We start from the raw sequence: 22,646 nt of genomic DNA on the forward strand, positions 1-22,646 counted from the left end.
CGGATCGCGCCGCCGGGAATCGCGCAATTTCAAAGAGTGGCAGGAGTGATAGCCGCCCGATGCGCGGGAGGGAAGACCGAGACCCTGCTTCAGGTCACGCCGACATAACGCCCGGGCTTGTGATTGATCGCCAGCGTCATGTTCACGACCGCCGCCCCGATCACCGAAAGTGCCAGGTTCGATGGCGGCAAGACGAAGAAAGCGGCAGCGAGGATCGCGAGATCCACGCCAAGCTGGAAGTAGCCGGCCCGAATGCCGAATTTTTCCTGGAGATAGATCGCCACGATGTTGATGCCGCCAAGCCCGGTGCGGTGGCGAAAGAGGATCAGGAGACCCATGCCCATCAGCCCGCCGCCAACGACGGCCGCATAGATCGGATCGAGCCGGGCGATCTCCACCCAGCCGGCCGTCAGCCGAGAAAACAGCGAGACGAGGCTGACGGCGATGAAGGTGCGCAGCGCAAACATCCAGCCGAGCCTTCTGACCGCCAGGACGTAGAAGGGCAGGTTGACGAGCGAAAAGACCAGCCAGAACTCGGCGCCGGTCGCATATTGCAGAAGCAGTGCCAGGCCCGACGTGCTGCCCGTGAGCAGCATCGCCTTGCTGTAAATGATGATGCCGAGCGACATGATCAGCGTGCCCGTCAGGATCGCCAGCGCATCCTCGTAGAGGCGATGGCGTTCAGTTGGGGTTTCTGTCGCGTCGATGCTGTGCTCGGCCATCATGGTCCTCAGAGGTTCTTGAACTTGGCGATAACGCCGTCGACTTCCGCCGTCTTCAGGCCGGCAATATTGATGCGGCCGGAACCGGGCATGTAGATGCCGTGCTCGTTGCGAAGCCGCATGACGTCGGCCTCGGCAAGCGGAAGCAGCGAGAACATGCCTTCCTGGCTGGCGACGGCGCCGAGCGCCTGCCAGCGATCACGCAAGCCTTCGGCGAGCGCGCGGCGGATGTTGGTGATGCGCAGCCGCATGGTTTCGAGTTCTTCTTGCCAGTCACGCTTGAGCTCGGCGTCGGAAAGGATCATCCGCACGATCGCTGCACCGTGATCCGGCGGCATCGAGTAGCTGGTGCGGGCAAGGCCGGCGAGGTTGGAGCGGACCGTATCGGCCGAAGACGACGAGGCCGTCACCGCGAAGATCGCGCCGGCGCGCTCGCGATAGAGCCCGAAGGACTTGGAGCAGGAAACGGCAACCAGCGCTTCCGGAACGACGCCGATCAGGTGGCGGAGACCGGCGACATCTTCGTCGAGACCGCGGCCGAACCCCTGGTAGGCAAGGTCGACGAGCGGCAGCAGGCCGCGCTCGGCGATGACGGCGGCAAGCTCCATCCACTGCGCTTGCGTGATGACGCCGCCGGTCGGGTTGTGGCAGCTCGCATGCAGCAGCACGGCATCGCCGGCGGCGGCACCCTGGAGCGCCGACAACATGGTGTCGAAGAGCACGGTCTGCGTGGGCACGTCGAAGAACGGGTAGCCGGCGGTTTCCAGGCCGGCCGTCTTGAAGATGCTCGCATGGTTCGGCCAGCTTGGCAGGCCGATCCAGATGCGCTTGCCGCCCATCTGGTGGATGAGGTCGGCGGCGAGCCTCAGAGCGCCGGAACCGCCCGGCGTCTGCACGCCGGCAATGTGGCTGCGATCGATGGTATCGCCACCGACCAGCGTCCAGAGATGATCGATGAAGACGAGATCGCCCTCGGGGCCGACATAGGACTTGCTGTCCTGTATTTCGAGCAGGCGCTTCTCCGCTGCCTTGACGGCGCGGAAGATCGGCGTATGGCCGGTTTCGTCGCGGTAGACGCCGACGCCGAGATCGACCTTTCCGGGGCGCTCGTCCTTGCGGTAGAGCCCGATCAGGGCGAGCAACGGATCGTCGGGTTGGCGGGTCAGAGCGTCGAACATGCCGGAAATTCCCCCTTGAGTGGCAGCGAAACGAGGTCGGTCGAGAAGCTTTCGGGCCGCCGATCCTCCGGCTGCCCTGCGGCTTCCTTCTTAAGTCAGCAAAGGCGCAAAATCGATGCGATTTTTGCCACGGAGACAATATCGACAGCGTGCTATTTGCGCAAAATTCTGCAATTGATTTGCTGATTTGCGCGTGGAGGCTCGGCGATGGTTGAGAAGATGGCGACGGAACTGGATCAGATCGACCGGCGGATCATTCGTCTGCTGGTCGAGGACGCGTCGCTCAGCAACAATGCGCTTGCGGCGAGGGTCGGTCTGTCGCCGGCGCCGCTGTCGCGCCGGCTTGCCAGGCTTTATGCAGCCGGCGTCATCCGCCAGACGGTGGTCGTCGATCCGAAGGCGGCCGGGATCGGTTTGCAGGCCTTTGTCGAGGTGACGCTGGAGCGGACCGCAAGCAAGGTCGGCCAGCGGTTCATCGAACTCGTGTCGCGCATGCCGGAGGTGGTGGAATGCCACACGGTTGCCGGCGACTTCGATTTCCTCCTGAAGATCGCCGTGCGCGACGTCGCCGATTACAAGCGCTTGCTCTGGAGCGAATTCGAACAGATCGCCGAGATCAAGACCTTGCGCTCGACCATCCTGCTCGACAGCCCGAAGATGACGGCCGCCACGGCGGGATGACGGCCGCACATTCGCTGGACATGATTGCGGGCGGAAGCCGTTGGCTTTCCGCCCGACATGGCACTCAGGCTTCGAGCGGTCCGGGCTTGCGCACGGCGCTTGAGGGCGCGGCGCAGGCGATCTTCATCAGGTCTGCGCGGCGCCGCGCAAGGCGCGTCGAGACGCGGGTGACGATCAAGCCGTCCTGCGGCGCACGCACCTCGGTGGCGCCGTTCACCTGGCCGGGACGCGCAAGAATGGTCGCGAGCAGGTCGCCGGCCTTCACGCTCTCGCCGATATCCCGGTGGAACAGGATAGCGCCGGCTTCCGGTGCCCGGATCATTTCGATGTTGTCGAGCGGCGCGACAATGCCGGCGAAGGGTGCGACCGGCTCTTCGCCGCCGGCAACGACGCCACGGGCGACGAGAAAGCGGAAGACGCCCTCTGCATCCTTGCGGGCGAGCTCCGGATAGACGTCGCGCGTGCCGCGAAGTTCCACCGTCACCGACAGGCGGCCGGGAAGCCGCGTCTTCTTCTGCCCGGTCTCGTATTTCCAGGCATAGGCCACGGCCTCCTCGAAGGCGGAGCTTTCGCCGTCCGAAAGGAACACCGCTTCCATGTCGAGCGCCGCCGCAAGGTCGCCCGCCTCCGGCCAGAAGGTCTCGTCGATATAGGCGTATTGCAGCGCCTCGTCGTCGCAATGAAGGTCGAGCATCAGGTCGGCCCCGAGCGCCATGTGCAGCAGCTGCCGCTTCAGCCGGTCGGTTGCCGAGTAACGATCGAGGTCGTCGATGAGGCTGTCGCGGTCGGCAAGAGAAATCAGCGGGAAGTCGCGGTTGAAATTGGTGCGCGAGCCGAGATCGAAGCGTCCCTGCAGCTCGCCGAAATGCGACTGCGCGGTGCCGATCGGGTTTGCCTGCGGCACGACGGTGATGTCGCCGAGGATGGCGCCGTCTTTCTCCGCCTGCTGCAGTCGCTGCAGCAGGAAATGCGCGAGCGCGGTGCCCGGCAGCTCGTTGGCGTGCAGCGCCGCCTGGATATAGGTCTTGGGTGCGGCGGCCGTTCTGCCCTTGAAGCGGAAGACTGGCAGCCGCCATTCGATGCCTGCCGTATCCCCGGCGATGATGATTTCGGAAATGTCCATGGGCTCCTCCCGTATCGTTCGTTGGGAGCGCTTATCGGCATTCCCTAGGCGCTCCGCAAGTCGCTAAGAACCGGGGGGGGGGCGGTTTCGGGTTGCGCCGGTGTCGCTATCGCTTTCATCATGGGAACGCCTATGGTTCTGTGAAGCATTGAGCACAGGTGGGAGACTGCAAGATGATCCTGATCGGCCAGTATGACTCACCCTTCGTCCGCCGTGTGGGCATCGCGCTCAGCCTTTACGGCATGCCGTTCGAACATCGCCCCTGGTCCTCCTTCGGCAATGCCGACGAGCTTCGGGCCTATAATCCCTTGACGCGCGTGCCGACCCTCGTGCTCAACGACGGGACGGCGCTGACCGACAGCCACATCATCCTCGATTATCTCGACGGTCTCGTTTCCGACGATCGGGTCATGTTCCCGCGGACAGAGCCGATGCGCCATCGGGCGCTCAGGATCGCCACGCTTGCGACTGGGCTCGGCGACAAGGCCGTCAGCCTCTTCTACGAGAAACGGCTGCATGGACAGGTCTCTGACCTCTGGGTCGGTCGGTGCCGCAGGCAGATCGAGGAAACACTCGGCGTGCTCGAGGCGAGCCGTGCCGAAAGCAGGACCGAATTCTGGTTGGGCGAGCGCATCGGCCATGCGGATATCGCCGTTGCGGCCGTACTGCGATTCCTGAACGACGTGCACGCCGATCTCGTGACGATCGCAGACTACCCGCGGCTCAGGGCGCATGCGGAGAAACTGGAAGCGCTTCCGGTGTTCCAGGCGATCAGCCAGCCCTTCGTCCCGCCGGCATGAGTTGCCTTTAGGACTTCAGCCGGAAGGGCCGGCGCCTGGCTGGGCATGATGCTTGCGCCAGCCTTGGGCTGCCTGCTTCTTCACCCCAATCGTTCCATGCTTGCATTTATATAACAAGTTATATATCGAGTTATGTAAATAGAGATCAGATGCATGGAAGACGTGGTTCGGCAGCTCGGTTACCTCTGTCTCGGCAGTCGCCTGAAGCGGATCGCGGAGCGCTTGCAAGCGGATGTCACCCGGTTCGGCGAGGGCGTCGGCTTCGACATTCCGGCCGGACAATATCCCGTGCTCGCCGCCCTGGATCGCCATGGCGCGCTGTCGGTCGGCGACCTGGTTCAGGCGCTTGGCGTCAGTCAGCCCGGCGTTACCCGCAGCCTGGCGCTGCTCGCCGAAAAGGGGCTGATTGAGATCGAACGGAATGAGCGCGATCGCAGGCAGAAAGCGGTGGTGCTGAGCTGTGAGGGCCGAAACATCGTCGAACGGTCGAAGCGTGACGTTTGGCCGCATGTGGAGACGGCCGTCACTGGCCTTTGCGCCGGGCTCTCGGGTTCGCTGCTGGACCAGCTTGACGCCATCGAGGCGGGGCTTGACGAGATGTCGCTCGACCGGCGGGCGCTGGAAGAGAAGGCGCACCAACGTGGCTGACCATCCGCTCGACCGGCCGGACTGGCACGCGCTCCAGTCACGCCAGGCACAATTCTCCCTCGGCGGCAGTCTTGCGAAGCGCTACGTTGCCGATGTTTCGATCTTTGCGGCTGCGCGCGACGACAGACCGGAATCGCATGCGGCGTTTCGTGAGCTCATTCCCGCGGACGGGACCGTCATCCACCTGCGGGCGGGCGAAGGCCCGTTGCCGGCCGGAACCCACACCGAAAAGACGGCACCTGCCGTTCAGATGGTCGCCACCGAAATGCGTGCCGGCGGAGGGACCGCGCCGATCGAGCCGCTCGGCGAGGCGGATGCGGCGGAGATGCTGGCGCTCGCCACGCTGACCAGGCCGGGGCCGTTCTTCGAAAACACCCACAGGCTCGGCTCCTTCTGGGGCATCCGGCAGCATGGGCGCCTTGTTGCCATGGCCGGTGAACGGATGAAGCTCGACGGCTTTACCGAGCTGAGCGGCGTCTGCACCCATCCCGATTTTCGCGGTCGCGGTTATGCCGCGGCTCTTTCCCGCGTGGTCTCCGACGCAATCCTCAGGCGCGGCGAAACGCCGTTTCTCCATGCCTATGCGGCAAACACGGTGGCGATCGATCTCTACCGATCCTTGGGCTTTGCAGTTCGCGCGCCCTTCGTGGTTACCGTCCTCTCGCGCGCAAGGAACGATTGGGACGCAGAGGGGCAACGCTGAACCGCTCAGCCAAGCGGCCAGCGGCCGACGATCCTTGCGGTGCCCGCTCCCTTCTGGGCATGGATCAGCACGAGTTCGCGCGCGGTCCAGGCGATCGCGTTAGCGATGTCGATTGCCGGTGCCGGCCGGTCGGCCCGGTAGAGCGTCATGTGCGGGATCGCCTCGATCGCGCCGTCGCTCGTTTGTCCGATCTGCTGCACCAAGGCGCCAAATCCCGGCGATGCCTCGCGCGACAGCAGCGCCCTTGGCCAATTCGTGCCGTTGCCGCTGCTTCTCAGTTGATCGAACCGGATCTCGAAGGGGGATAACGCTACCCGCGCGCCGCGCCTCATCGCATCCGCCATGGCAAGGTCCGGCACGCCGCGGCCTTCCCAGCGCTTGTCGACGGAAACATGCAGCCGGTCCGGCCTGTAGACGAAGCCGCAGGCGTCCTGATCCGCGAAGTCTCGTTTGGCAACCGCAATTGCCCGCCTTGCGGCTTGTTTATCGGGCAGCAGTGCGAAGTAGAGGATGTCGATTGCCGGCGCCTTTCCGGAAGCACCGAGATCGAGGGCGAATTGGCTCGACGACATGCATTCCTCCTCGGCCCGGGCCGCGTCACCATGTTTGGCCTCAACCGGAAATGGGGATACCAGGCGATGATGCCAAGGACGCCTGGCGGGCGAGGGGAGAGTTTGTGCTTTGGCGGAAGCCCCGCGACGCTAGTCCGGCGGCATCCGCTCGAATTTCTGCAGGGCCGGATCGAGGCGGTCCCAGCCGTGGCCACGCACCGTGTAGGTCACCGCCTGGGGTCTGTAACGGCCGGGATCGTCGAGGCTCGCTGCGCGAACGCTGAAGAATTCCGGCATGGCCGAGAAGGTCATATAGACCGGCGAGCCGCAGGTCGGGCAGAAGCCGCGCGTCTTCACGTGGCCGCTGTCGGCGACCATGTCCCAATGGGTGGCCTGGCCTTCGAGCTTCACGCCGTCGCGGCGGAAGGTCATGTGCGATCCATGCCCGGTCCCGCTCTCGTGCTGGCAGTCCCGGCATTGGCAGTCGTTGGAAAAGACCGGTTCTCCCGAGATCTCGTAGCGGATCGCACCGCAGGCGCATCCGCCGATATAGGACTTGCTCATGCATTCCTCCTGTAGCGGGCATGGCAAAGCCTTGCGCGGCCGCAAGCGCGGCGCCGACCCGTCACTTTGCCTGTCTCTTGGGGGGGGGCGGATCGCCGTGGCGATCCGCCTGGGTTTCAATGCTGCTCGTCGGTGACGGTGCCGAGCCGCGACAGGACCTTCGGCCAGCCATTGCTCATGTTCGCATAGGCGCTGTCGTTCTTTGGCGTGACAAAGCCGGAATGCACAAGTCGGAGGCGGGTGCCGTTGTCGACCTTCGTCAGCGTCCAGGTGACGATGGTGTCGAGACGGGAGCCGTAGCCGGTATTGCCCTCGTCGCCACCTTTCCAGGAATAGACGAAGCGCTCGTGCGGGCGCACCTCCAGCACCTGGCAATGGATCGTGCCATCCCAGGCGCCGGCCGGCGTCGTCTGGAAGCTGAAGCGGGTGCCTTCGACCGCCTGGAAGCCAGCCGGCGGCATGATCCACCGGCCCATCAGTTCGCCGTTGGTCAGCGTTTTCCAGATCGTTTCGGGCGTATGCGGAAACACTTCGTCGACGACGATGTCCTGGGTCTCGAGTTTCAGGGCGGCTGCGTCGGTCATGGATCGATCTCCTTGAGAAGGGTGCGCAGATTGGCAAAGCGGTCGCGCCAGAAGATGCCGTAATGGCTCATCCAGTCGACGAGCGGCGCCAGGCCCTCAGGCTCGGCGCGGTAATAGACGTTGCGGCCCTCCGGTCGCTCGGCGACCAGGCCCGCCTGTTTCAGCGATTTGAGGTGCTGCGAAATCGCGCCCTGGGTCACGCCGCTGCCGCGGGTTAACTCGACGACGGTAATTTCGTCGGCATTGGCGATGCGCTCGAACACGGCGCGCCGTGTCGGGTCGGCAAGGGCGCGCATGACGGCGGTGACGGGGGCGGTTTCGATCATCATGGCTAAGTCATTAGCGCATGCTGATTGATTAGTCAATACTATTGATTCGAGCGTGGCGCTCGAAGCGTGCCTCTTCTCGCCGGAACGATCGCCACCGAAGGGCGCCTCAGTGCGGGCTTGCCGTCGGGCGTACGACGATCTCGCTGACGTCGACATCGTCGGGCTGGCCGATGGCATAGGCGATAGAGGCTGCGACGGCGTCCGGGCTGATGCAGATGGCCCGCCATTCTTTCATCGCCTCTCGCGCAGTCGTATCGCTGATCGTATCGGCGAGTTCGGAGGTCGTCGTTCCGGGCGAGATGACGGTGACGCGGATGCGGTCGGTCTCCTGCCTGAGGCCGTCCGAGATCGCCCGCACCGCGAACTTGGTCGCGCAATAGACGGCGGCCGTCGGCGACACCGAATGACCGCCGATCGAAGAGACGTTGATGATCTGCCCGGACCCTTGCGCACTCATGATCGGCAGGGCGGCTGCGATGCCGTTGAGAACGCCCTTGATGTTCACGTCGACCATGCGGTCCCACTCGTCGACCTTGAGGGCTGCCAGCGGCGACAGCGGCATGACGCCGGCGTTGTTGACGATGACATCGAGGCGGCCGAATTCGGTGTGCGCAAAACGGGCGAAGGCGGAAACGCTCTCCCGGTTCGTCACGTCCAGCGTGCGAAAGCGGACCTCTCCGCCAGCGGCGGCGATTTCGCCGGCGATGCGCTCCAGCCGATCGGACCGGCGTGCGCCGATCACGACCTTGGCTCCGGCTGCTGCCAGCCGCTTGCCGGTGGCTTCGCCGATGCCACTGCTTGCGCCGGTGATGGCAACGACTTTTCCCTGAACATTTTCCATGGCTATCGCTCTTTCGAAAGGTTCGTTTTCTGATCGCGTTTGGCTCGGGCGCTGGCTTGGCGCCGGTGAGACAGAAGATAGAAAAGGCGATCCGTTCGATCGAGCTGCCGATCGGGGATGACGTGGTGAGAAACTCTAACCAATGATGGCGACAGTGGAGCCGGGTTCCAGGCGGATCGGTCTTTAGGTTGGCCCTGGAGACAAGCGAAAGGGGGCGAAGCTTCGCGCTTCGCCCCCTCTGTGTCGCTGTCAGCTGATCTCGCTTATTCGCTCGCCTGCGCGGCCTGCTCGATGATCGCTGCGACCGCCTCGGGCTTGGAGACGTAGATGGCGTGGCTGCCTGATGTTTCGACCACGGTGGAGCCTGCGCGTTTTGCCATCTGGCGCTGGGCGGCCGGCGGGATCATGTGGTCGTCGGTCGCGACCAGATAGAAGCTCGACTTCTCCTTCCAGGCCGGAGCGGTGACAGTGCCGGTTGTCGCTTCAATGCCCCACGGAACCTGGGAGTCGGCCATGAAGGCGGCAATCTCGGGATCGACATCGGCCGCGAAGGCGGCGGCGAACTTTTCCTTGTCGAGCGAGAGGAAGCCGTCGACCGGCGGCAGGATCGGCGGAACGGGCGCGCCGGCCGGCGGGTTGGCGATGAGCGAGGAAACGGACTCGCCCTTATCCGGCGCGAAGGCGGCGATATAGACGACGGATTTCACCTTCGCGTCGGTGCCAGCTTCCGAAACGACCACGCCGCCATAGGAGTGGCCGACGAGCACGACCGGGCCGTCCTGGGCGGCGATCGCGCGCTTGGTAGCCGCGACATCGCCGGCAAGCGTCAAGGTCGGGTTCTGCACGATGGTGACGTTGTAGCCGTCCTTCTTCAGGATGTTGTAGACGCCCTGCCAGCCCGAACCGTCGGCAAAGGCGCCGTGAACGAGCACGACATTCTTGCTGGCAGAGGCGGCCTGGGCCGGGGTCAGCGCGCTTGCGGAGAGGGCGAAAGCGGCGGCGGCGATGAGGGACTTGAGCATTTCGGGTCTCCTTCGATGTGTTGTTTTCGCGAAAATAATTATCGCGATAATCATCGTATACGCCGACTCGTTTTTCTTGTAAAGATACTTATTATCGCGATATTGATTTTCGCGGCATGAAACGCAGCGCGCCGCAAGGAGGCCGAAATGCCCGACGAACCGACAACGCTGCCGCTCGACAGCCAGCTCTGTTTTTCGATCTACTCCGCGTCGATCGCCATCCACCGCGTCTATAAGCCGATGCTCGACGCGCTCGGCGTGACCTATACGCAGTACCTCGTCCTAAGCACGCTCTGGGAAAGGGATGGACTGACGATCTCCGCGATCGCCGACAGGCTGGGCCTGGAGTCGAGCACCATCACGCCGGCCGTCAAACGGCTGGAGGCAGCCGGTTTCCTCGGCCGGCACCGCAGCGTCACCGACGAGCGGCAGGTGGAGGTCCACCTCACCGGGAAAGGACGCGACCTGCATGTCAATACCGGCTGTCTGACCGATGCGCTCCTGGAAAACTCCGGCTTCACCGTGCCGGAAATGGTCGACCTCAACGAACGGATCCGCAAGCTGCGTGACGGCATGCGCGACGCGGCCAAGTAGCGGCAGCGCGCATGCGTGCATCCTGAGGCGCGGAAGCCCTGGAGGTCACCTGCGGCGCGCCTATAGCCGCCGGCCGATCGGGATGATCTCGGGCGCGGACATTTCGAACGGCCTGCCGTCCCAGCCGCCAAGCCAGGTTTCGACGACCAGCCCCGCTTCGTCGATCATCGCGACGAGATCCTCATGGGAAGGGAAGGCGATTTTCGACCGGGCCTCGTAGACGCGTCCGTCCGATGCAGCCCGGTAGAAGGTTCCATATTCCACGACGCCGGTCTCGGGATCATGGCGGACGTCGTTCCAGGCGAGAACCCGGCCGAGGGCCGGATGAACGATATCCCGCTCGGATTCCTCCGGCGTCCATTCCCGCCATTCCTCGACAAGCGGGTTGCGACTGTCGAAGATGAAGCGCCCTTCGGGCGAAAGATGCGCGGCGATGGTCCGGAGCGTGGCGAGCTGATCTTGCCGGGTCAGGAAGACCTGAAAGGCATGACCGCTCAGCAGCACCATGTCGAAGGTCTCGCCAAGCCGGATGGTCCGCCCGTCGCCTTCGACCCAGCGCACCCGGTCGCCGCCCGGCCTTTGCCTTGCGACGTCGAGCATGGCCGCTGCCGGATCGACGCCGACGACCCGCTTGCCCGTCTCCGCAAGCGCAGCCGTGAGCATGCCGGTGCCGCATCCGAGATCGAGGATCGAGGCGCGGCCTTCGGCCATGGTCTTCAGATATTGCGAATCGGCGGTCCAGCCGTTCTCGATGTCGTAGAACGCCACGAGACCTGGATCGTTATAGAGCTTGTCCGACGGCATCGACATGGTGGTTGCTCCCCGCTCAATTGTGGGCCGTTGAAATTTATCCAATTGCGTCAATAGCTTATAGCGCCTCAAAACAAAAGGGCAGTGAAGCCGGCGCCGTCGTGACACGCTCGCTCATCGCGGTCGCAAGCGTGAGATCCAGGCCGTGAGCAGAATGGCCACGGCCGCAATGCCCGTAGCGACGTAACCGATGCTTTCCAATCCCCACTGCGGAATCACCAGGCCACCGATGATTGCGCCGAAGCCTGTCCCCGCATTGGCGGCGGACACGTTCAAGGTTCCGGCCAGAGCTTGGGCGTGTGACGCGGACTTCATCACCCGCACCTGGCAGATGGGAAAGAGCGCGGTATAGGCGATGCCCCACACCGAAAGCGCCAATCCCAGCAAGACGAAGGAACCCGCCAGCGGTACGCTGGCCGCCATGCCGACGCCCAGCAGCAGCGAGAATGCGGCGGTGGCAGCGAGCGGGCCGCGATCGACAAAGCGTCCGCCCAACCAGTTGCCGATGAGGCCAACGGCACCGAAGCCCATGAGCCACCACCCCACATGCGCCGGGGCCACGCCGGCGATCCGTTCCAGCGTGTCGGCCAGATAGGTGTAAGCGGTGAACATGGCGGTGAACACCACCACCGACAGCGCGACATTGCCGACGAAATACGGGTCTTTGAGGATGCGGGCCTGTTCCGCCAGGCGCAGCCGCCTGGGCAGTGCCACGGTCGGCATGAAAACGGCCAGAGCCAAAGCCATTGCCAGAGAAAGACCTGCCAGGACCCAGAAGGTGCCGCGCCAGCCGACGGCATCAGACGCGAGCGTACCCAGCGGAATGCCGAACAGCAGGGCGGCGGAAATGCCGAGATACACTTGCGAGACAGCGCGACCGGCACGCGCTGGCCCTACGATTTGCCCGGCCGTTTCGCTCGCCGTGCCCCAGAACACCGGCAGCACCAGCGCCGGAACGAACCGGGCGATCGCAAGAACCCAGACGTCAGACGCGATTGCGGCGAGCGCATTGGAGACGGCAAAGATCAGAAGAATGGCGATGAACAGGCGCTTGCGTTCGACATGCGACAGCATCGCTGTCAGCGCAGGGCCGAACAGCATGACCGTGAAGGCGAACAGGGTGACGAGCTGACCGGCGGCCGAAATCGAAATCTTGAGATCACGTGCCAATGCCGGCAGCAGCCCGACGATCAGATATTCGGTGGTAACGATGACGAAGGCCGCGACCGCGAGGATGGCGATGGAGAGGCTGTCGCGGCTGGCCGGAGCCGCGTCGCCTGGTGCTGCGAGGGATGACATCAGAAGATCCTGTGTGAATTCAATGCCATCACTCTATTCAAGAATTTCATTCTTATCTCGGATATGTTTTCCTTCAATTCATGAACTGAAGTCCGCAATGGGTGAGAAACATGATTTCGGCGGAGCGCCTGAAGGGCATCGAGACCTTTGTGGCAACGGCTGCCGCAGGCAGTTTCACGGCGGCGGCGGAACGTCTGCACTTGACCAGTTCCGCGGTGAGCAAGAGCGTGGCGCGCCTTGAGGATCGGCTTGGCACCCGGTTGTTCGAGCGCACGACCCGTCGCCTTGCTCTGACGGACGCCGGCGTGGCGTTCTACAGCACCTGCTTGCGTGTCCTCGCCGATCTGGAAGAAGCCGAGGCTGTACTCGCCGCGCAGCGCAGCGAGCCGGTGGGGCGCCTGAGGCTCGATGTGCCGACGACGTTTGGGCGTCTGCGCGTCTGGCCGCTATTGCTGCGGTTCGCGCAGCAGCACCTGCAACTGCGCCCGCACGTTACCTTCACCGACCGTTTCGTTGATCTGCTCGAGGAGGGCGTCGACGTGGCGGTACGCATCGGCGGTCCGGATCACTGGCCCGCCTCCGTGGGGCATCGTTCCCTTGGCCGCGAACGCCTGATCTTCTGCGCCTCGCCCGATTACCTCACCAGGCGGGGCACGCCGCTGTCGTCGGTCGAGCTCGCCCGGCACGATGCCGTGCTCTATGGCAAGGCCGATGGCACCACCAGCCCATGGCTGATTGCGCATGCCCCCGATGCGGTCGAGCGGCGGACGATGGAGGGCCGCATGACAGTTGGCAATGCCGAGGCGCTGGTCGCCGCGGCCAAGGCCGGATGCGGCATCGCGCAACTGGCGACGTGGCTGGTCGGCGACGAGATAGAACGTGGCGAACTCGTGCAGATTCTGCCGGAACTGACGACGGAAGGGCTGCCGCTCAATCTGATCTGGCCCGTCGGACGGCAGTTGCTGCCCAAGGTGGACGCCATGCTGGAACTGCTGGCCGACTTGCAGATCACTTGAAGCATGGCGCGCAAGAGTGTGCAGCGGCTTTGCGGCGAAAAACCAGAAACCTGAAGCGCACGTCGCGATCGTTCGCACGCGCTTTCCGGGCTTCAAGTTCTTGAGCTGTAACCGCGCGCTGGCCAGTCAGCACGGGGTCGAGAATGAGAAAAGCCCGCAGTTACGCGGGCTTGGCTCAGTTTTCGTGCCATGCGGCGGGACGCGGGATTATTCCCACTCGATCGTGCCCGGCGGCTTCGAGGTGACGTCGTAGACGACGCGGTTGATGCCGCGCACCTCGTTGATGATGCGCGTTGCCGCGCGGCCGAGGAATTCCATGTCGTAGTGGTAGAAGTCCGCCGTCATGCCGTCGACCGAGGTGACGGCGCGAAGGGCGCAGACGAACTCGTAGGTGCGGCCGTCGCCCATGACGCCGACGGTCTGCACCGGCAGCAGCACGGCAAACGCCTGCCAGATGGCATCGTAGAGACCGGCCTTGCGGATCTCGTCGAGATAGATCGCATCGGCTTCGCGCAGGATCTCGAGCTTCTCGCGGGAGATGCCGCCCGGGCAGCGGATGGCAAGGCCCGGACCCGGGAAGGGGTGGCGGCCGATGAAGCTGTCGGGCAGGCCGAGTTCGCGGCCGAGCACGCGCACTTCGTCCTTGAAGAGTTCGCGCAGCGGCTCGACGAGCTGCATGTTCATGCGCTCCGGCAGGCCGCCGACATTGTGGTGCGACTTGATCGTCACCGACGGGCCGCCGGTGAAGGAAACGCTTTCGATCACGTCGGGATAGAGCGTGCCCTGGGCGAGGAAGTCCGCGCCGCCGAGCTTCTTTGCCTCTTCCTCGAACACCTCGATGAAGAGCCGCCCGATGATCTTGCGCTTGGTCTCGGGATCGCTTTGGCCCTCGAGTTCGCCGATGAAGCGGTCGGAGGCGTCGACGTGCAGGAGGTGCAGGTTGTAGTGCTCCTCGAACATCGCAACGACGTTCTTCGCCTCGTCCTTGCGCATCAGGCCGTGGTCGACGAGGATGCAGGTGAGCTGGTCGCCGACGGCCTCATGGATAAGCAGTGCCGCGACCGAGCTGTCGACGCCGCCCGAAAGCGCACAGATGACCTTCTTGTCGCCAACCTGCTTGCGGATCGCCTCGACCGCCTTGGCGCGATAGGCCGACATCGACCAGTCGCCCTTGATGCCGGCGATCTTGTGCACGAAGTTGGAAATCAGCTTGGCGCCGTCGGGCGTGTGCACCACTTCCGGGTGGAACTGCACGGCGTAGTACTTGCGCTTCTCGTCGGCGATGAAGGCGAAGGGGGCGTTGGCCGAGGTCGCGACGACCTCGAATCCTTCGGGGATCGCGGTGACGCGGTCGCCATGCGACATCCAGACCTGATGGCGCGAGCCGACCGACCAGAGGCCTTCAAACAGCGGGCAGTCCTTCTCGACTTCCAGGAAGGCGCGGCCGAATTCGCGGTGGTGTCCGCTTTCGACCTTGCCGCCGAGCTGGGCGCACATGGTCTGCTGGCCATAGCAGATGCCGAAGACCGGAAGACCGGAATCGAAGATCACCTGGGCCGCGCGCGGCGAACCGATATCGAGTGTCGAGGCCGGGCTGCCGGAAAGGATCACCGCCTTGGGCTTCAGGCGCTGGAAGCCTTCTTCGGCCGACTGGAACGGTACGATTTCGCAGTAAACACCGGATTCGCGCACGCGGCGGGCGATGAGCTGCGTCACCTGGCTGCCGAAGTCGACGATGAGGACGGTGTCGGGATGGGCTGTCTGGGTCATTGGAAGCCTTCAAACAAGCTTGATCATGGCGAGCCTTTAATGAAAGCCCGCCATCAGCGCAACGATTACATTGCACCCCGACAATCCCGGGGTTTCAGACCCGGATTTCGCCGGTCGAAACTGCATTCTCCAGCCGGTCGATCACGGCTGCAAGCTTCTCGTCGATGACATGGAGATATTCCGTCCAGTCGTTGACGTGCTTGAGTTCGGCCTTGCCGTCGGAAATGCCGCGCAGCGCAATCAGCGGCACGTCGAAGGACTGGCAGGCGCGAAGCACGGCGAAGGTCTCCATCTCGACCATGTCGGCGTCGATCGTATCATAGGTCGCGCCCGAGACGATGTTGGCGCCGGTCGAAAGCCGCGCTTGCGGAACACCGGGAACCTTAAGCGGCAGCGGCACCACGGCGGGCAGGTCGAGAAACGGCGTGCGACCCTTCTCGAAGCCGAGCGGCGAGGCGTCCATGTCGCGGTAGCCGACCGAGACCGCCTGGTAGACTTCCGTCTGTTCGAGTTTAGCGGCACCGGCCGACCCGAGCGAAACGACGAGATCGGGCAGCGACCGCTCTGCCGCAAGTTCGGCGAGCGTGCGCGTCAGCACGACGGCGGCCTCGACCGGGCCGACGCCGGTCATCAGCGGCTTGATCCGTTGTTTCAGGTGCGGTCCGTATTCGGCGTCTACGGCCATGACGTAGAGCACCCTGCGTCCGGCAACGTCCTTGATCCCGAAACTCATCCTTCGATCCCTTCGCGTCCGCGCACCACCATCATCGTTCCCGTCATCGAGGCGATCAGCTTGGCCGGCCCGTCGGAGCGGATCGCATAGCCGCGTCCGTCTGAGACGATGATCGTCGAACCGGGCTTCGTCACCTCGCCGCGAAACAGGAAACGCTCGCCGCGCCCCGGCGACAAGAGATTGACCTTGAACTCGATCGTCAGGATCGAGGCATCCGGGTCGATCACCGAATAGGCCGCATAGGTGCCGGCCGAATCCAGCGCCGCCGAGATCACGCCCGCATGCAGGAAGCCGTGCTGCTGCGTCAGCTTGTCGTCGAAGGGCAGTTCGATCTCGACCGTGCCCTGCTCGACCAGCGTCAGTTCGGCGCCGATCGTGCGCATGGCCGCCTGCCGCGCAAAGCTGTCGCGGATGCGCTTGCGGAAATCGGGGGGATCACGCTCGTCCATCAGTCCATGGGCCTTTTTTGTCGGGCGGCATCATTATGCACGGCGGAGAGTGGCACGGTCGTGAAGGTCGGACAAGTTCAATTCATGAGCAATATCGAGCTGTTGAGCACGGTCGCGAACGCCACCCAGGCGAAATAGGGCAGGAAGAGCAGCGCCGAAATGCGATCCCGCTGCCAGCTTGCGATGACGAATGCGGCAACCGCTATCAAGAGCGCGATGATCACGATCAGGGCCGAAGAGATGTCCTGCATGCCGAAGAACAGCGGCGACCAGAGGAAGTTGAGGATCATCTGCGCCAGCCAAAGACGCATGGCGGCGGTGTGGCGAAAAGCGAGAAACATCCGAGCGCCGACGACGCCGATCACCACGTAGAGGATCGACCAGACCGGGGCGAAGACCCAGTTGGGTGGGTTGAAGGTGGGTTTTGCCAGCGACTGGTACCATTCGCCGGGGATGTTGTTGGTGCCGATGAGAAGGCCGAGGCTAAGAACGGCGGCGATGAAGACGGTGTAGACGGCAGTTCTGTTCATTGCTGCCACAGATAGAACAGACTTTCAGGCTTTCCAGCAGTGGACGCTGTTTCGAAGCCGCGATGTGCCACCTATATCATCTGCCATGAAGACCATCCAACGCATCGACATCCGGCCGGCCGGCCCGGATGACATCATGATGATCGCCTCCGTTATCGTCGAAACCTGGCGATCGACCTTCCACGGGCTGATTTCCGATGGCTTCCTCGACGCCATGACTGTCGAGGAACAGGCGCTGCGCCATGCAAGGCGCATGCGCATCGCCGACGTCTTCCATCTGGTCGCGGTGGACATGAGCAGCAACCGCGTGATCGGCTTTGCCAACTATGGCAAGGCGCGTTCGATGCCGCCGCGTTTCGATCGCGAACTCTATGCGCTCTATATCCTCAAGGAGTTCCAAGGGGCTGGCATCGGTTCGGCGCTGGTGCGCAGCGTCGCTGGCCATTGCCGGGAGCTGGGCGGCAAGTCCCTGTTTGCCTGGGTGCTTTCCAGCAACCCGAACCGGGCCTTCTACGAGCATCTCGGTGCCGTCGCCGTCGGACAAGGGCAGGTCAGCCTCGGCGGCGAAAATCAGGAGCAGACCGCCTACCGTTGGAACGACCTCGCCACACTTGCGGGCGAGGGCCGCCTTTCGGCCTGAAGGGTGCACGCAAGACCGCGGCGGCTCCCGGTTGCGGTGCGCCTAGCGGCGGTCGAGCCGCACGATGTGCTGGTCCCAGGCGACGCGGCTCTGGCTATTCTTGAAGCGGCCGTCATAGGAGGACACCGCAAAGCCGTGATCGGCCGCGGCCACGCCGGCGGCGTCGGCGACGCGCTCCTCCTTCAGCACCGCGCCGGTTCGGGCATCGAGCGTCACGGCGACATTGCCCTTCGGGGAAGTCAGGCCGATCAACCCTTCGTTCCGGTTGACGGCGATGGCGCCGACATAGTTCGCCAGCGCTTCCGTTGTATCCTCGGGCAGCGACAGGAATTTCAGATCCTCTCCTTCGGTGAAGGATCCGACGAGGGGCGGCAGGTCGTTGCGCGCGCCCTCGTATTGGCAGGCAAACCAGATCTCGCCCTTCGGGCCGATATCGACATGGCGGGTCGACAGGCGGCTGAGGTCATCCGGCAGGCCGTGCTTCTGAACGAGCGCGCCGGTCGCGGTATCGACCAGCGTCAGGCTCGGCTCCATATGGTCGAGATTGAGCTTGGTGCGGCCGAAATCCGGATGGGTCTCGATGCCGCCATTGGCGATCGCAAGCAGGCGGCCGTCGGCTGTCAGCGTCATGTCGTGCGGGCCGATGCCATAGGTCGGGAACTCGCCGATGCGGGCAAATTTGTTGGTGCCGTCATAGATGCCGACCATGCCGCGATTGGTCGCAAAGTCGTTCTCCGTGGCGTAGAGCAGCTTGCCGTCGGCCGAAAAGCAGCCGTGGCCATAGAAATGGCGGCCCTCCGCCGCGGCAATAACAACAGGTTCGACCCTGCCGTCGGTCGCAAGGATCATCGCATAGGTGCCGGGCCGGCGGGCAAAGGCGACGGCCCGGCGCGTCACCGGCGAGTAGGCCATGCCGTGAGCGCGCGCGGGCAGCGCCGTGCGGTCGATGATCTCGCCCGCTTCCGTCAGCGTCGCAACGCCGTAGCTTCCGTCCTGTGCCATGAAGGCCGAGGCGAAGACCGCATCCGCCCTCGCAAGTGCAAAGGCGCGATCGGGCGCAAGGCTCGCCACCCAGGCCGCACCCGCCATCTTCAGGAAACTGCGCCGGTCGATCAGGTCTGTCGCGGCCCGCATGCCATGGCCTCCAGCCACAAGATTAATCGCGAGACGGCGGCTCTTGCGCCGCCGCCTCGGCTTGCCATTCAAGCGTTCAGAGCCAGCCCCGCCGCTTGAAGTAGAAATAGGGCACGATCGCCGACATCACCATCAGCATCAGTGCCGCAGGGTAGCCGAACTGCCATTGCAGCTCCGGCATCACCTCGAAGTTCATGCCGTAGATCGAAGCGACCAGCGTCGGCGGCAGGAAGACGACGGCAGCGACCGAGAAGATCTTGATGATCTGGTTCTGCTCCAGATTGATGAGGCCGAGCGTCGCGTCGAGCAGGAAATTGATCTTGTTCGACAGGAACAGCGCGTGGTCGCCGAGTGAGGTCGCATCCCGCTGGATCAGCTTGATCCGCTGCCGGCTCTCCTTGGCCGCCTTGCGCGGGCCCATGCCCTCGAGCGCCACGTGATAGGCAACGAGCCGCCCGATGCTGACGAGGCTCTCGCGGATGACCGTCAAGAGATCGCCCTTCTGGCCGATCTGCTCGATCAGCGACTGCAGGTCGCGCGTCTTCTTGGTGGCGCTGGCATTGGTCTTGCGGAACACGTCCCGCGAAATGCCGTCGACCTCGCTGCCGGCGCGTTCCAGCGCATCAGCGGTGCGGTCGATGATCGCTTCCAGCAGGCCGAGCATCACCAGTTCGCCGCTTTCGCAGATCTGGCCATTGGCCTTCTGGATGCGGTGGGAGAAGGTCTGGAACGGCTTCGGGTCGGCATGGCGCACGGTAACCAGCGTCGTGCCCTTGAGGATGAAGGTCACCGGCACCTTGACCGGGTAGTCGCTGTCGAGCTTGGCAGCCGCCGTCATCGTCATGAACTCGGCGCCGTTTTCCTGGTAGAGGCGGTCGGAAAGCTCGATCTCCTGCATCTCGTCGCGGGTCGGGATCTCGATACCGAGCTGGCCCTCGACCAGGCGCGTTTCCTCAGGCGACGGATTGAGAAGGTCGTACCAGATGGCAGGGGTGGGCAGGGCGATGCCATCGAGCATGTCGACAAGCACGAGGTGGCTGTTCTGGCTTTTGAAGATGCGCAGCATATTGGGCTCCATAGGGCGAGTCATCCGACCGCCTGAAGCCCTGATCAATCAGGACCGGACGGCCGTGAGCGTGAAGGCTCGACTTCGACTGTCGGGGTTCATTGTGAGTTGGTCCTTGTGGTGAAACGTGCCCGCGAGAGCGGACACGGGAAGCGCTTTGCGCCCAAAAATCGTCATTGTCAACACCCGGTCGAAGAGCCGGATTTCTCAATCGCCGTCGGCAAAGGAGAAGCCGGCACCAAGCCCGATCGCGCCGCCGAAATCCTTGTTCAGGCGGTCGAGCAGATCGTTGGTGTTGAGCGAGAGGAAGGCGAGCTTGGCGCGCTTGTTTTCATCGGCAAGCGCCTGATCGATCGGTCCGTCGATATTGCCGGCCATGCCGATCACCGACTTGAACACGAAGTCGGCGGAGCCGGCGACCGAGCGGCTGTCTTCCGGCAGCAGGCTCTGCATGTCGGCGACGTCGAACAGGGTCTTCAATCCCCGCACATTGCCGGCGATCGACGCCATGGTGTTGCCGGAGCGCCAGTAGATCGCGAGCTTCGGACGGCCCTTGTCGTCCGTGCCCTCGTAGAACGGCTTCAGCCGCTGGTCCTTCACCGTCTCGACGCCATGGACGAGAATGCCGAGAAGCTCGGTCGCCGCCTCGCGGCTGTCGCGAAACTCCGGATTGTCGGGGCCTGGATGTTTCCAGGCGGCCTGAACGCCGTCGGGCTTCTGCCAGGCGGCCAGGAACTCGTTGGCGATGGTGTCGAGGTTTTTGGTGATCGCCAGGCCGTAGCGGCAGCGGAAGTCGCCCTCCTTGCTCAGGAGCGTTTCGGCGCCCGTACCGTAGAGCACATATTCGAGCGCGCCCAACCCTTGCGCGGCGACGCTCTTGCCCTTGAGCCTGGCCTCGTCGGTGGCGCTTTCGTCCTTTTTCGAAAGGATCGCCTGCACCTGCTTCAGGCCCGTGCTCTTGCGGTCGGGATAAAAGAGGAAGCGTTCGAAGCGGTTCTGTTCGAGCGCCGGACCGAGCCTGACGATTTCGATCGCCGACCAGGCGCCGACCAGGTCGGAAAACGCGCCTTGAGCGGTCTCGAGCGCCGGCTGCGACGGTGCAGCGCAAAGCTTGGCCGTCGCGGCGTTTGCGGCCGCCGCCTTCTCGGTGAGGTTGCGGTAGCCGGGGATGATGAAGGCCTCGACGGCCTTGGCCATGACCGTGGGCACGGCCGCTTCGTTGACGACGCGCGGCGAGAGCGCGCTTCCTTCCTGGGCCACGGCGGGGAGGGCGAAGGTGCTCAAGGCGAGCGCGAGGGCAAGTTTGCGTAGGTGAGGCATCACAAAGACTCCAGGAAGGCAAGGAGATCGCGGCGATCGTCTGCGGCAAGGGCGGCAAAGGCGTCGCGGGCCTTTTGCCCCTCTCCCCCGTGCCAGAGGATCGCTTCGGTGAAATTGCGGGCGCGTCCGTCGTGCAGCAGGAAAGTGTGCCCGCTGACCGTCTTCGTCAAGCCGATGCCCCAGAGCGGCGGCGTGCGCCATTCGCGGCCGCTGGCAACGCCCACCTGCTGGCCGTCAGCGAGACCTTCGCCCATGTCGTGCAGCAGGAAATCTGAATAGGGCCAGATGAGCTGGAAGGACTGCGCCTTGTTGGCCGCATCCCGGCGCGTGACGAATTTCGGCATGTGGCAGCTGATGCAGCCAAGGTCGTTGAAGGCCTTCTTGCCGCGCAGCGTCTCAGTAAAGCTCGCCTTGCGCCGCGCCGGCACGGCAAGGTTCTCCGAGTAGAAGGTCACGAGGTTCAGCACCGGATCGGGTGCCTCGGTCGGTCCGAGACGCGCCTGCTCGCCGGTCGGCATCGTCAGGCATTTTTCCTGCGCTGCAGTGCAGTCGCCGTGCGGTCGGTCGGCGTCGGGAGAGGAAATGCCGATATCGGTCGCGAAGGCATCGGCGCTCTGCTGCCGCACGGTGGCGTTCTGCGCCTTCCAGCCGAAGCGCCCGAGCAGCAGCTTGCCGGTCCTTTGATCGCGCGCCAGCGCCGGTCGCCCGCTGATGCCGTCCCTATTCGTATCGTCAGGATCGGCAAGCGCGAGGATATCCGCCTCGTGGATCGCCTCGATCAGACCGAGGCCAATCATCGGCTGTGCGACCCGGGGCGACAGTGTCGTTTCAGGATCGAGCGGACCATAGGCGAGGTCTGCGACGGAATAGCTGGGCCGGCGCAGAGATGCGGTTTCGCCGTCGGGGAAGGTGAAGGGCTCTTCGGTGTAGCTGACCTTCAGATGGCCTTCGGCGGCAAGGCCGGGCACGGCGCTGTCCTGAAGCTGGGCGCCATAAACAGGGTCGCCGAAGTTCACCACCTCGTGCGCCGCAACCATCCGGCGCTCCTCGTCGTCGCGGGGCGGCCGCGCCAGGCGGAAGAACATCGAGGTCGTATCGGCGGCACCCTCGGGCGGGCGCCCGCGCCCGTCCTTCAGGTGACAGCTCTGGCAGGCTCGGGCGTTGTAGAGCGGGCCGAGCCCGTCGGAGGCCTGGGTCGAGGACGGGGAGGAAACCCAAAGCTTGCGAAAGAGCGCGTTGCCGAGCTTGAAGCCCTCTTCCTCCTGGAAGGTCAGGTTGGCCGAGAATTGCGAGAAACTGTCGGCATTGACGGGCGCGATCGAGGTGGCAGCACCGCCGGACATGGCTTCGAAGGTTTCCGCCTTGGAAAAATCCGTCGCCGGCCGCGTCACCGCTGCGACGCGGTTGCGGTCCTTGCTGTCGAGGTCGGTGCGCGTGGTTGCAAGATCGTCGCCGGCCGCAGCGGGCAAGGCAAGAAAGAGTGCCTGGGCGAGAAGCAGCACAGGAAGGCGAGATGCGCCAGGTTTCATCCGTTTAGGA

The 22,646-nt window shown here is 64.1% G+C and carries 26 protein-coding genes; 7 read left to right on the plus strand and 19 right to left on the minus strand.

Going from position 1 to position 22,646, the window contains the following annotated elements; all coding sequences use genetic code 11:
* Positions 1 to 89 precede the first annotated feature (89 nt).
* Both C1A35_RS01190 and tatA read right to left on the minus strand, forming a co-directional pair.
* Entirely contained in the window at positions 90 to 725 is a 636-nt protein-coding gene (locus C1A35_RS01190) for a YitT family protein (protein ID WP_440271487.1), read from the minus strand.
* A gap of 5 nt (positions 726 to 730) precedes the next feature.
* Positions 731 to 1,900, minus strand: coding sequence for a tyrosine aminotransferase (tatA, locus tag C1A35_RS01195; RefSeq protein ID WP_104662547.1), 1,170 nt, complete (start codon positions 1,898 to 1,900; stop codon positions 731 to 733).
* A gap of 207 nt (positions 1,901 to 2,107) precedes the next feature.
* Between tatA and C1A35_RS01200 the strand changes: the two genes are divergently transcribed.
* Positions 2,108 to 2,581: an Lrp/AsnC family transcriptional regulator gene (locus C1A35_RS01200; RefSeq protein WP_104662548.1), complete on the plus strand. Its 474-nt coding sequence runs from the start codon at positions 2,108 to 2,110 to the stop codon at positions 2,579 to 2,581.
* Positions 2,582 to 2,645: 64 nt separating this feature from the next.
* On the opposite strand, the gene C1A35_RS01205 is transcribed toward C1A35_RS01200, so the two are convergent.
* Positions 2,646 to 3,704: a succinylglutamate desuccinylase/aspartoacylase domain-containing protein gene (locus C1A35_RS01205; RefSeq protein ID WP_104662549.1), complete on the minus strand. Its 1,059-nt coding sequence runs from the start codon at positions 3,702 to 3,704 to the stop codon at positions 2,646 to 2,648.
* A gap of 173 nt (positions 3,705 to 3,877) precedes the next feature.
* On the opposite strand from C1A35_RS01205, the gene C1A35_RS01210 reads away from it, so the two are divergent.
* The 3 genes from C1A35_RS01210 (at position 3,878) to C1A35_RS01220 (ending at position 5,855) form a co-directional block, all read left to right on the plus strand.
* A complete protein-coding gene (locus C1A35_RS01210; RefSeq protein ID WP_104662550.1) occupies positions 3,878 to 4,504 on the plus strand; it encodes a glutathione S-transferase family protein in 627 nt (208 codons plus the stop codon).
* A 153-nt stretch (positions 4,505 to 4,657) separates the two neighbouring features.
* A complete protein-coding gene (locus C1A35_RS01215; protein WP_104662551.1) occupies positions 4,658 to 5,152 on the plus strand; it encodes a MarR family winged helix-turn-helix transcriptional regulator in 495 nt (164 codons plus the stop codon).
* Positions 5,145 to 5,855, plus strand: coding sequence for a GNAT family N-acetyltransferase (locus tag C1A35_RS01220; protein WP_104662552.1), 711 nt, complete (start codon positions 5,145 to 5,147; stop codon positions 5,853 to 5,855). Before C1A35_RS01215 ends, C1A35_RS01220 begins: the two co-directional genes overlap by 8 nt.
* A 5-nt stretch (positions 5,856 to 5,860) precedes the next feature.
* On the opposite strand, the gene C1A35_RS01225 is transcribed toward C1A35_RS01220, so the two are convergent.
* The 6 genes from C1A35_RS01225 to C1A35_RS01250 all read right to left on the minus strand — a co-directional run bounded on the left by C1A35_RS01225 (position 5,861) and on the right by C1A35_RS01250 (position 9,746).
* Positions 5,861 to 6,427, minus strand: a complete 567-nt coding sequence (locus tag C1A35_RS01225; protein ID WP_104662553.1) for a 2'-5' RNA ligase family protein — start codon at positions 6,425 to 6,427, stop codon at positions 5,861 to 5,863.
* 129 nt (positions 6,428 to 6,556) lie between these two features.
* Positions 6,557 to 6,970 (minus strand): GFA family protein, encoded by a 414-nt coding sequence (locus tag C1A35_RS01230; protein ID WP_104662554.1) that lies wholly within the window; start codon positions 6,968 to 6,970, stop codon positions 6,557 to 6,559.
* A 116-nt stretch (positions 6,971 to 7,086) separates the two neighbouring features.
* On the minus strand, positions 7,087 to 7,554 hold the full coding sequence (locus tag C1A35_RS01235) for an SRPBCC family protein (protein ID WP_104662555.1): 468 nt from the start codon (positions 7,552 to 7,554) through the stop codon (positions 7,087 to 7,089).
* Positions 7,551 to 7,880 carry an ArsR/SmtB family transcription factor gene (locus tag C1A35_RS01240; RefSeq protein WP_104662901.1) on the minus strand — a complete coding sequence of 110 codons (330 nt, stop codon included), beginning with the start codon at positions 7,878 to 7,880 and terminating at the stop codon, positions 7,551 to 7,553. Before C1A35_RS01240 ends, C1A35_RS01235 begins: the two co-directional genes overlap by 4 nt.
* A gap of 109 nt (positions 7,881 to 7,989) precedes the next feature.
* The gene (locus C1A35_RS01245) at positions 7,990 to 8,724 is read right to left on the minus strand and encodes an SDR family oxidoreductase (protein ID WP_104662556.1); all 735 of its coding nucleotides are present in this window, start codon (positions 8,722 to 8,724) and stop codon (positions 7,990 to 7,992) included.
* Positions 8,725 to 8,987: 263 nt separating this feature from the next.
* Positions 8,988 to 9,746 (minus strand): alpha/beta hydrolase, encoded by a 759-nt coding sequence (locus C1A35_RS01250; RefSeq protein WP_104662557.1) that lies wholly within the window; start codon positions 9,744 to 9,746, stop codon positions 8,988 to 8,990.
* A 147-nt stretch (positions 9,747 to 9,893) separates the two neighbouring features.
* On the opposite strand from C1A35_RS01250, the gene C1A35_RS01255 reads away from it, so the two are divergent.
* Positions 9,894 to 10,340, plus strand: a complete 447-nt coding sequence (locus C1A35_RS01255) for a MarR family winged helix-turn-helix transcriptional regulator (RefSeq protein ID WP_104662558.1) — start codon at positions 9,894 to 9,896, stop codon at positions 10,338 to 10,340.
* Between the two features lie 60 nt (positions 10,341 to 10,400).
* On the opposite strand, the gene C1A35_RS01260 is transcribed toward C1A35_RS01255, so the two are convergent.
* Both C1A35_RS01260 and C1A35_RS01265 read right to left on the minus strand, forming a co-directional pair.
* A complete protein-coding gene (locus C1A35_RS01260; RefSeq protein ID WP_337441987.1) occupies positions 10,401 to 11,150 on the minus strand; it encodes a class I SAM-dependent methyltransferase in 750 nt (249 codons plus the stop codon).
* Between the two features lie 114 nt (positions 11,151 to 11,264).
* Positions 11,265 to 12,449, minus strand: coding sequence for an MFS transporter (locus C1A35_RS01265; RefSeq protein WP_104662559.1), 1,185 nt, complete (start codon positions 12,447 to 12,449; stop codon positions 11,265 to 11,267).
* 110 nt (positions 12,450 to 12,559) lie between these two features.
* Here C1A35_RS01265 and C1A35_RS01270 point away from each other — a divergent pair, with 110 nt between their 5' ends.
* The gene (locus C1A35_RS01270) at positions 12,560 to 13,465 is read left to right on the plus strand and encodes a LysR family transcriptional regulator (protein WP_104662560.1); all 906 of its coding nucleotides are present in this window, start codon (positions 12,560 to 12,562) and stop codon (positions 13,463 to 13,465) included.
* Positions 13,466 to 13,672: 207 nt separating this feature from the next.
* Here the strand turns inward: C1A35_RS01270 and guaA are convergent, their stop codons facing one another.
* The 4 genes from guaA to C1A35_RS01290 form a co-directional block, all read right to left on the minus strand.
* Positions 13,673 to 15,235 carry a glutamine-hydrolyzing GMP synthase gene (guaA, locus tag C1A35_RS01275; protein WP_104662561.1) on the minus strand — a complete coding sequence of 521 codons (1,563 nt, stop codon included), beginning with the start codon at positions 15,233 to 15,235 and terminating at the stop codon, positions 13,673 to 13,675.
* A 94-nt stretch (positions 15,236 to 15,329) separates the two neighbouring features.
* Positions 15,330 to 15,968 (minus strand): 5'-methylthioadenosine/S-adenosylhomocysteine nucleosidase, encoded by a 639-nt coding sequence (locus C1A35_RS01280; protein WP_104662562.1) that lies wholly within the window; start codon positions 15,966 to 15,968, stop codon positions 15,330 to 15,332.
* Positions 15,965 to 16,417, minus strand: a complete 453-nt coding sequence (locus tag C1A35_RS01285; RefSeq protein ID WP_104662563.1) for a PaaI family thioesterase — start codon at positions 16,415 to 16,417, stop codon at positions 15,965 to 15,967. Before C1A35_RS01285 ends, C1A35_RS01280 begins: the two co-directional genes overlap by 4 nt.
* A gap of 77 nt (positions 16,418 to 16,494) precedes the next feature.
* On the minus strand, positions 16,495 to 16,947 hold the full coding sequence (locus C1A35_RS01290) for a TspO/MBR family protein (RefSeq protein WP_104662564.1): 453 nt from the start codon (positions 16,945 to 16,947) through the stop codon (positions 16,495 to 16,497).
* An 85-nt stretch (positions 16,948 to 17,032) separates the two neighbouring features.
* Here C1A35_RS01290 and C1A35_RS01295 point away from each other — a divergent pair, with 85 nt between their 5' ends.
* Complete coding sequence (locus C1A35_RS01295) at positions 17,033 to 17,587, plus strand: GNAT family N-acetyltransferase (protein WP_104662565.1); 555 nt, start codon at positions 17,033 to 17,035, stop codon at positions 17,585 to 17,587.
* Between the two features lie 42 nt (positions 17,588 to 17,629).
* On the opposite strand, the gene C1A35_RS01300 is transcribed toward C1A35_RS01295, so the two are convergent.
* The 4 genes from C1A35_RS01300 to C1A35_RS01315 all read right to left on the minus strand — a co-directional run bounded on the left by C1A35_RS01300 (position 17,630) and on the right by C1A35_RS01315 (position 22,636).
* Complete coding sequence (locus tag C1A35_RS01300) at positions 17,630 to 18,721, minus strand: DUF1513 domain-containing protein (RefSeq protein WP_104662566.1); 1,092 nt, start codon at positions 18,719 to 18,721, stop codon at positions 17,630 to 17,632.
* 76 nt (positions 18,722 to 18,797) lie between these two features.
* On the minus strand, positions 18,798 to 19,787 hold the full coding sequence (locus C1A35_RS01305; RefSeq protein ID WP_104662903.1) for a magnesium transporter CorA family protein: 990 nt from the start codon (positions 19,785 to 19,787) through the stop codon (positions 18,798 to 18,800).
* 207 nt (positions 19,788 to 19,994) lie between these two features.
* On the minus strand, positions 19,995 to 21,107 hold the full coding sequence (locus C1A35_RS01310) for an imelysin family protein (RefSeq protein ID WP_104662567.1): 1,113 nt from the start codon (positions 21,105 to 21,107) through the stop codon (positions 19,995 to 19,997).
* Positions 21,107 to 22,636, minus strand: coding sequence for a di-heme oxidoreductase family protein (locus C1A35_RS01315; RefSeq protein ID WP_104662568.1), 1,530 nt, complete (start codon positions 22,634 to 22,636; stop codon positions 21,107 to 21,109). Before C1A35_RS01315 ends, C1A35_RS01310 begins: the two co-directional genes overlap by 1 nt.
* Positions 22,637 to 22,646 lie beyond the last annotated feature (10 nt).

The organism is Ensifer adhaerens (assembly GCF_002940685.1).
GTDB classification, from domain to species: domain Bacteria; phylum Pseudomonadota; class Alphaproteobacteria; order Rhizobiales; family Rhizobiaceae; genus Ensifer; species Ensifer adhaerens_E.

Coding starts and splice junctions, on each gene's coding strand:
- C1A35_RS01190 (WP_440271487.1), bottom strand. CDS start 725: ATGATGGCCGAGCACAGCATCGACGCGACAGAAACCCCAACTGAACGC.
- tatA (WP_104662547.1), bottom strand. CDS start 1,900: ATGTTCGACGCTCTGACCCGCCAACCCGACGATCCGTTGCTCGCCCTG.
- C1A35_RS01200 (WP_104662548.1), top strand. CDS start 2,108: ATGGTTGAGAAGATGGCGACGGAACTGGATCAGATCGACCGGCGGATC.
- C1A35_RS01205 (WP_104662549.1), bottom strand. CDS start 3,704: ATGGACATTTCCGAAATCATCATCGCCGGGGATACGGCAGGCATCGAA.
- C1A35_RS01210 (WP_104662550.1), top strand. CDS start 3,878: ATGATCCTGATCGGCCAGTATGACTCACCCTTCGTCCGCCGTGTGGGC.
- C1A35_RS01215 (WP_104662551.1), top strand. CDS start 4,658: ATGGAAGACGTGGTTCGGCAGCTCGGTTACCTCTGTCTCGGCAGTCGC.
- C1A35_RS01225 (WP_104662553.1), bottom strand. CDS start 6,427: ATGTCGTCGAGCCAATTCGCCCTCGATCTCGGTGCTTCCGGAAAGGCG.
- C1A35_RS01230 (WP_104662554.1), bottom strand. CDS start 6,970: ATGAGCAAGTCCTATATCGGCGGATGCGCCTGCGGTGCGATCCGCTAC.
- C1A35_RS01235 (WP_104662555.1), bottom strand. CDS start 7,554: ATGACCGACGCAGCCGCCCTGAAACTCGAGACCCAGGACATCGTCGTC.
- C1A35_RS01240 (WP_104662901.1), bottom strand. CDS start 7,880: ATGATCGAAACCGCCCCCGTCACCGCCGTCATGCGCGCCCTTGCCGAC.
- C1A35_RS01245 (WP_104662556.1), bottom strand. CDS start 8,724: ATGGAAAATGTTCAGGGAAAAGTCGTTGCCATCACCGGCGCAAGCAGT.
- C1A35_RS01250 (WP_104662557.1), bottom strand. CDS start 9,746: ATGCTCAAGTCCCTCATCGCCGCCGCCGCTTTCGCCCTCTCCGCAAGC.
- C1A35_RS01255 (WP_104662558.1), top strand. CDS start 9,894: ATGCCCGACGAACCGACAACGCTGCCGCTCGACAGCCAGCTCTGTTTT.
- C1A35_RS01260 (WP_337441987.1), bottom strand. CDS start 11,150: ATGTCGATGCCGTCGGACAAGCTCTATAACGATCCAGGTCTCGTGGCG.
- C1A35_RS01265 (WP_104662559.1), bottom strand. CDS start 12,449: ATGTCATCCCTCGCAGCACCAGGCGACGCGGCTCCGGCCAGCCGCGAC.
- C1A35_RS01270 (WP_104662560.1), top strand. CDS start 12,560: ATGATTTCGGCGGAGCGCCTGAAGGGCATCGAGACCTTTGTGGCAACG.
- guaA (WP_104662561.1), bottom strand. CDS start 15,235: ATGACCCAGACAGCCCATCCCGACACCGTCCTCATCGTCGACTTCGGC.
- C1A35_RS01280 (WP_104662562.1), bottom strand. CDS start 15,968: ATGAGTTTCGGGATCAAGGACGTTGCCGGACGCAGGGTGCTCTACGTC.
- C1A35_RS01285 (WP_104662563.1), bottom strand. CDS start 16,417: ATGGACGAGCGTGATCCCCCCGATTTCCGCAAGCGCATCCGCGACAGC.
- C1A35_RS01290 (WP_104662564.1), bottom strand. CDS start 16,947: ATGAACAGAACTGCCGTCTACACCGTCTTCATCGCCGCCGTTCTTAGC.
- C1A35_RS01295 (WP_104662565.1), top strand. CDS start 17,033: ATGAAGACCATCCAACGCATCGACATCCGGCCGGCCGGCCCGGATGAC.
- C1A35_RS01300 (WP_104662566.1), bottom strand. CDS start 18,721: ATGCGGGCCGCGACAGACCTGATCGACCGGCGCAGTTTCCTGAAGATG.
- C1A35_RS01305 (WP_104662903.1), bottom strand. CDS start 19,787: ATGCTGCGCATCTTCAAAAGCCAGAACAGCCACCTCGTGCTTGTCGAC.
- C1A35_RS01310 (WP_104662567.1), bottom strand. CDS start 21,107: ATGCCTCACCTACGCAAACTTGCCCTCGCGCTCGCCTTGAGCACCTTC.
- C1A35_RS01315 (WP_104662568.1), bottom strand. CDS start 22,636: ATGAAACCTGGCGCATCTCGCCTTCCTGTGCTGCTTCTCGCCCAGGCA.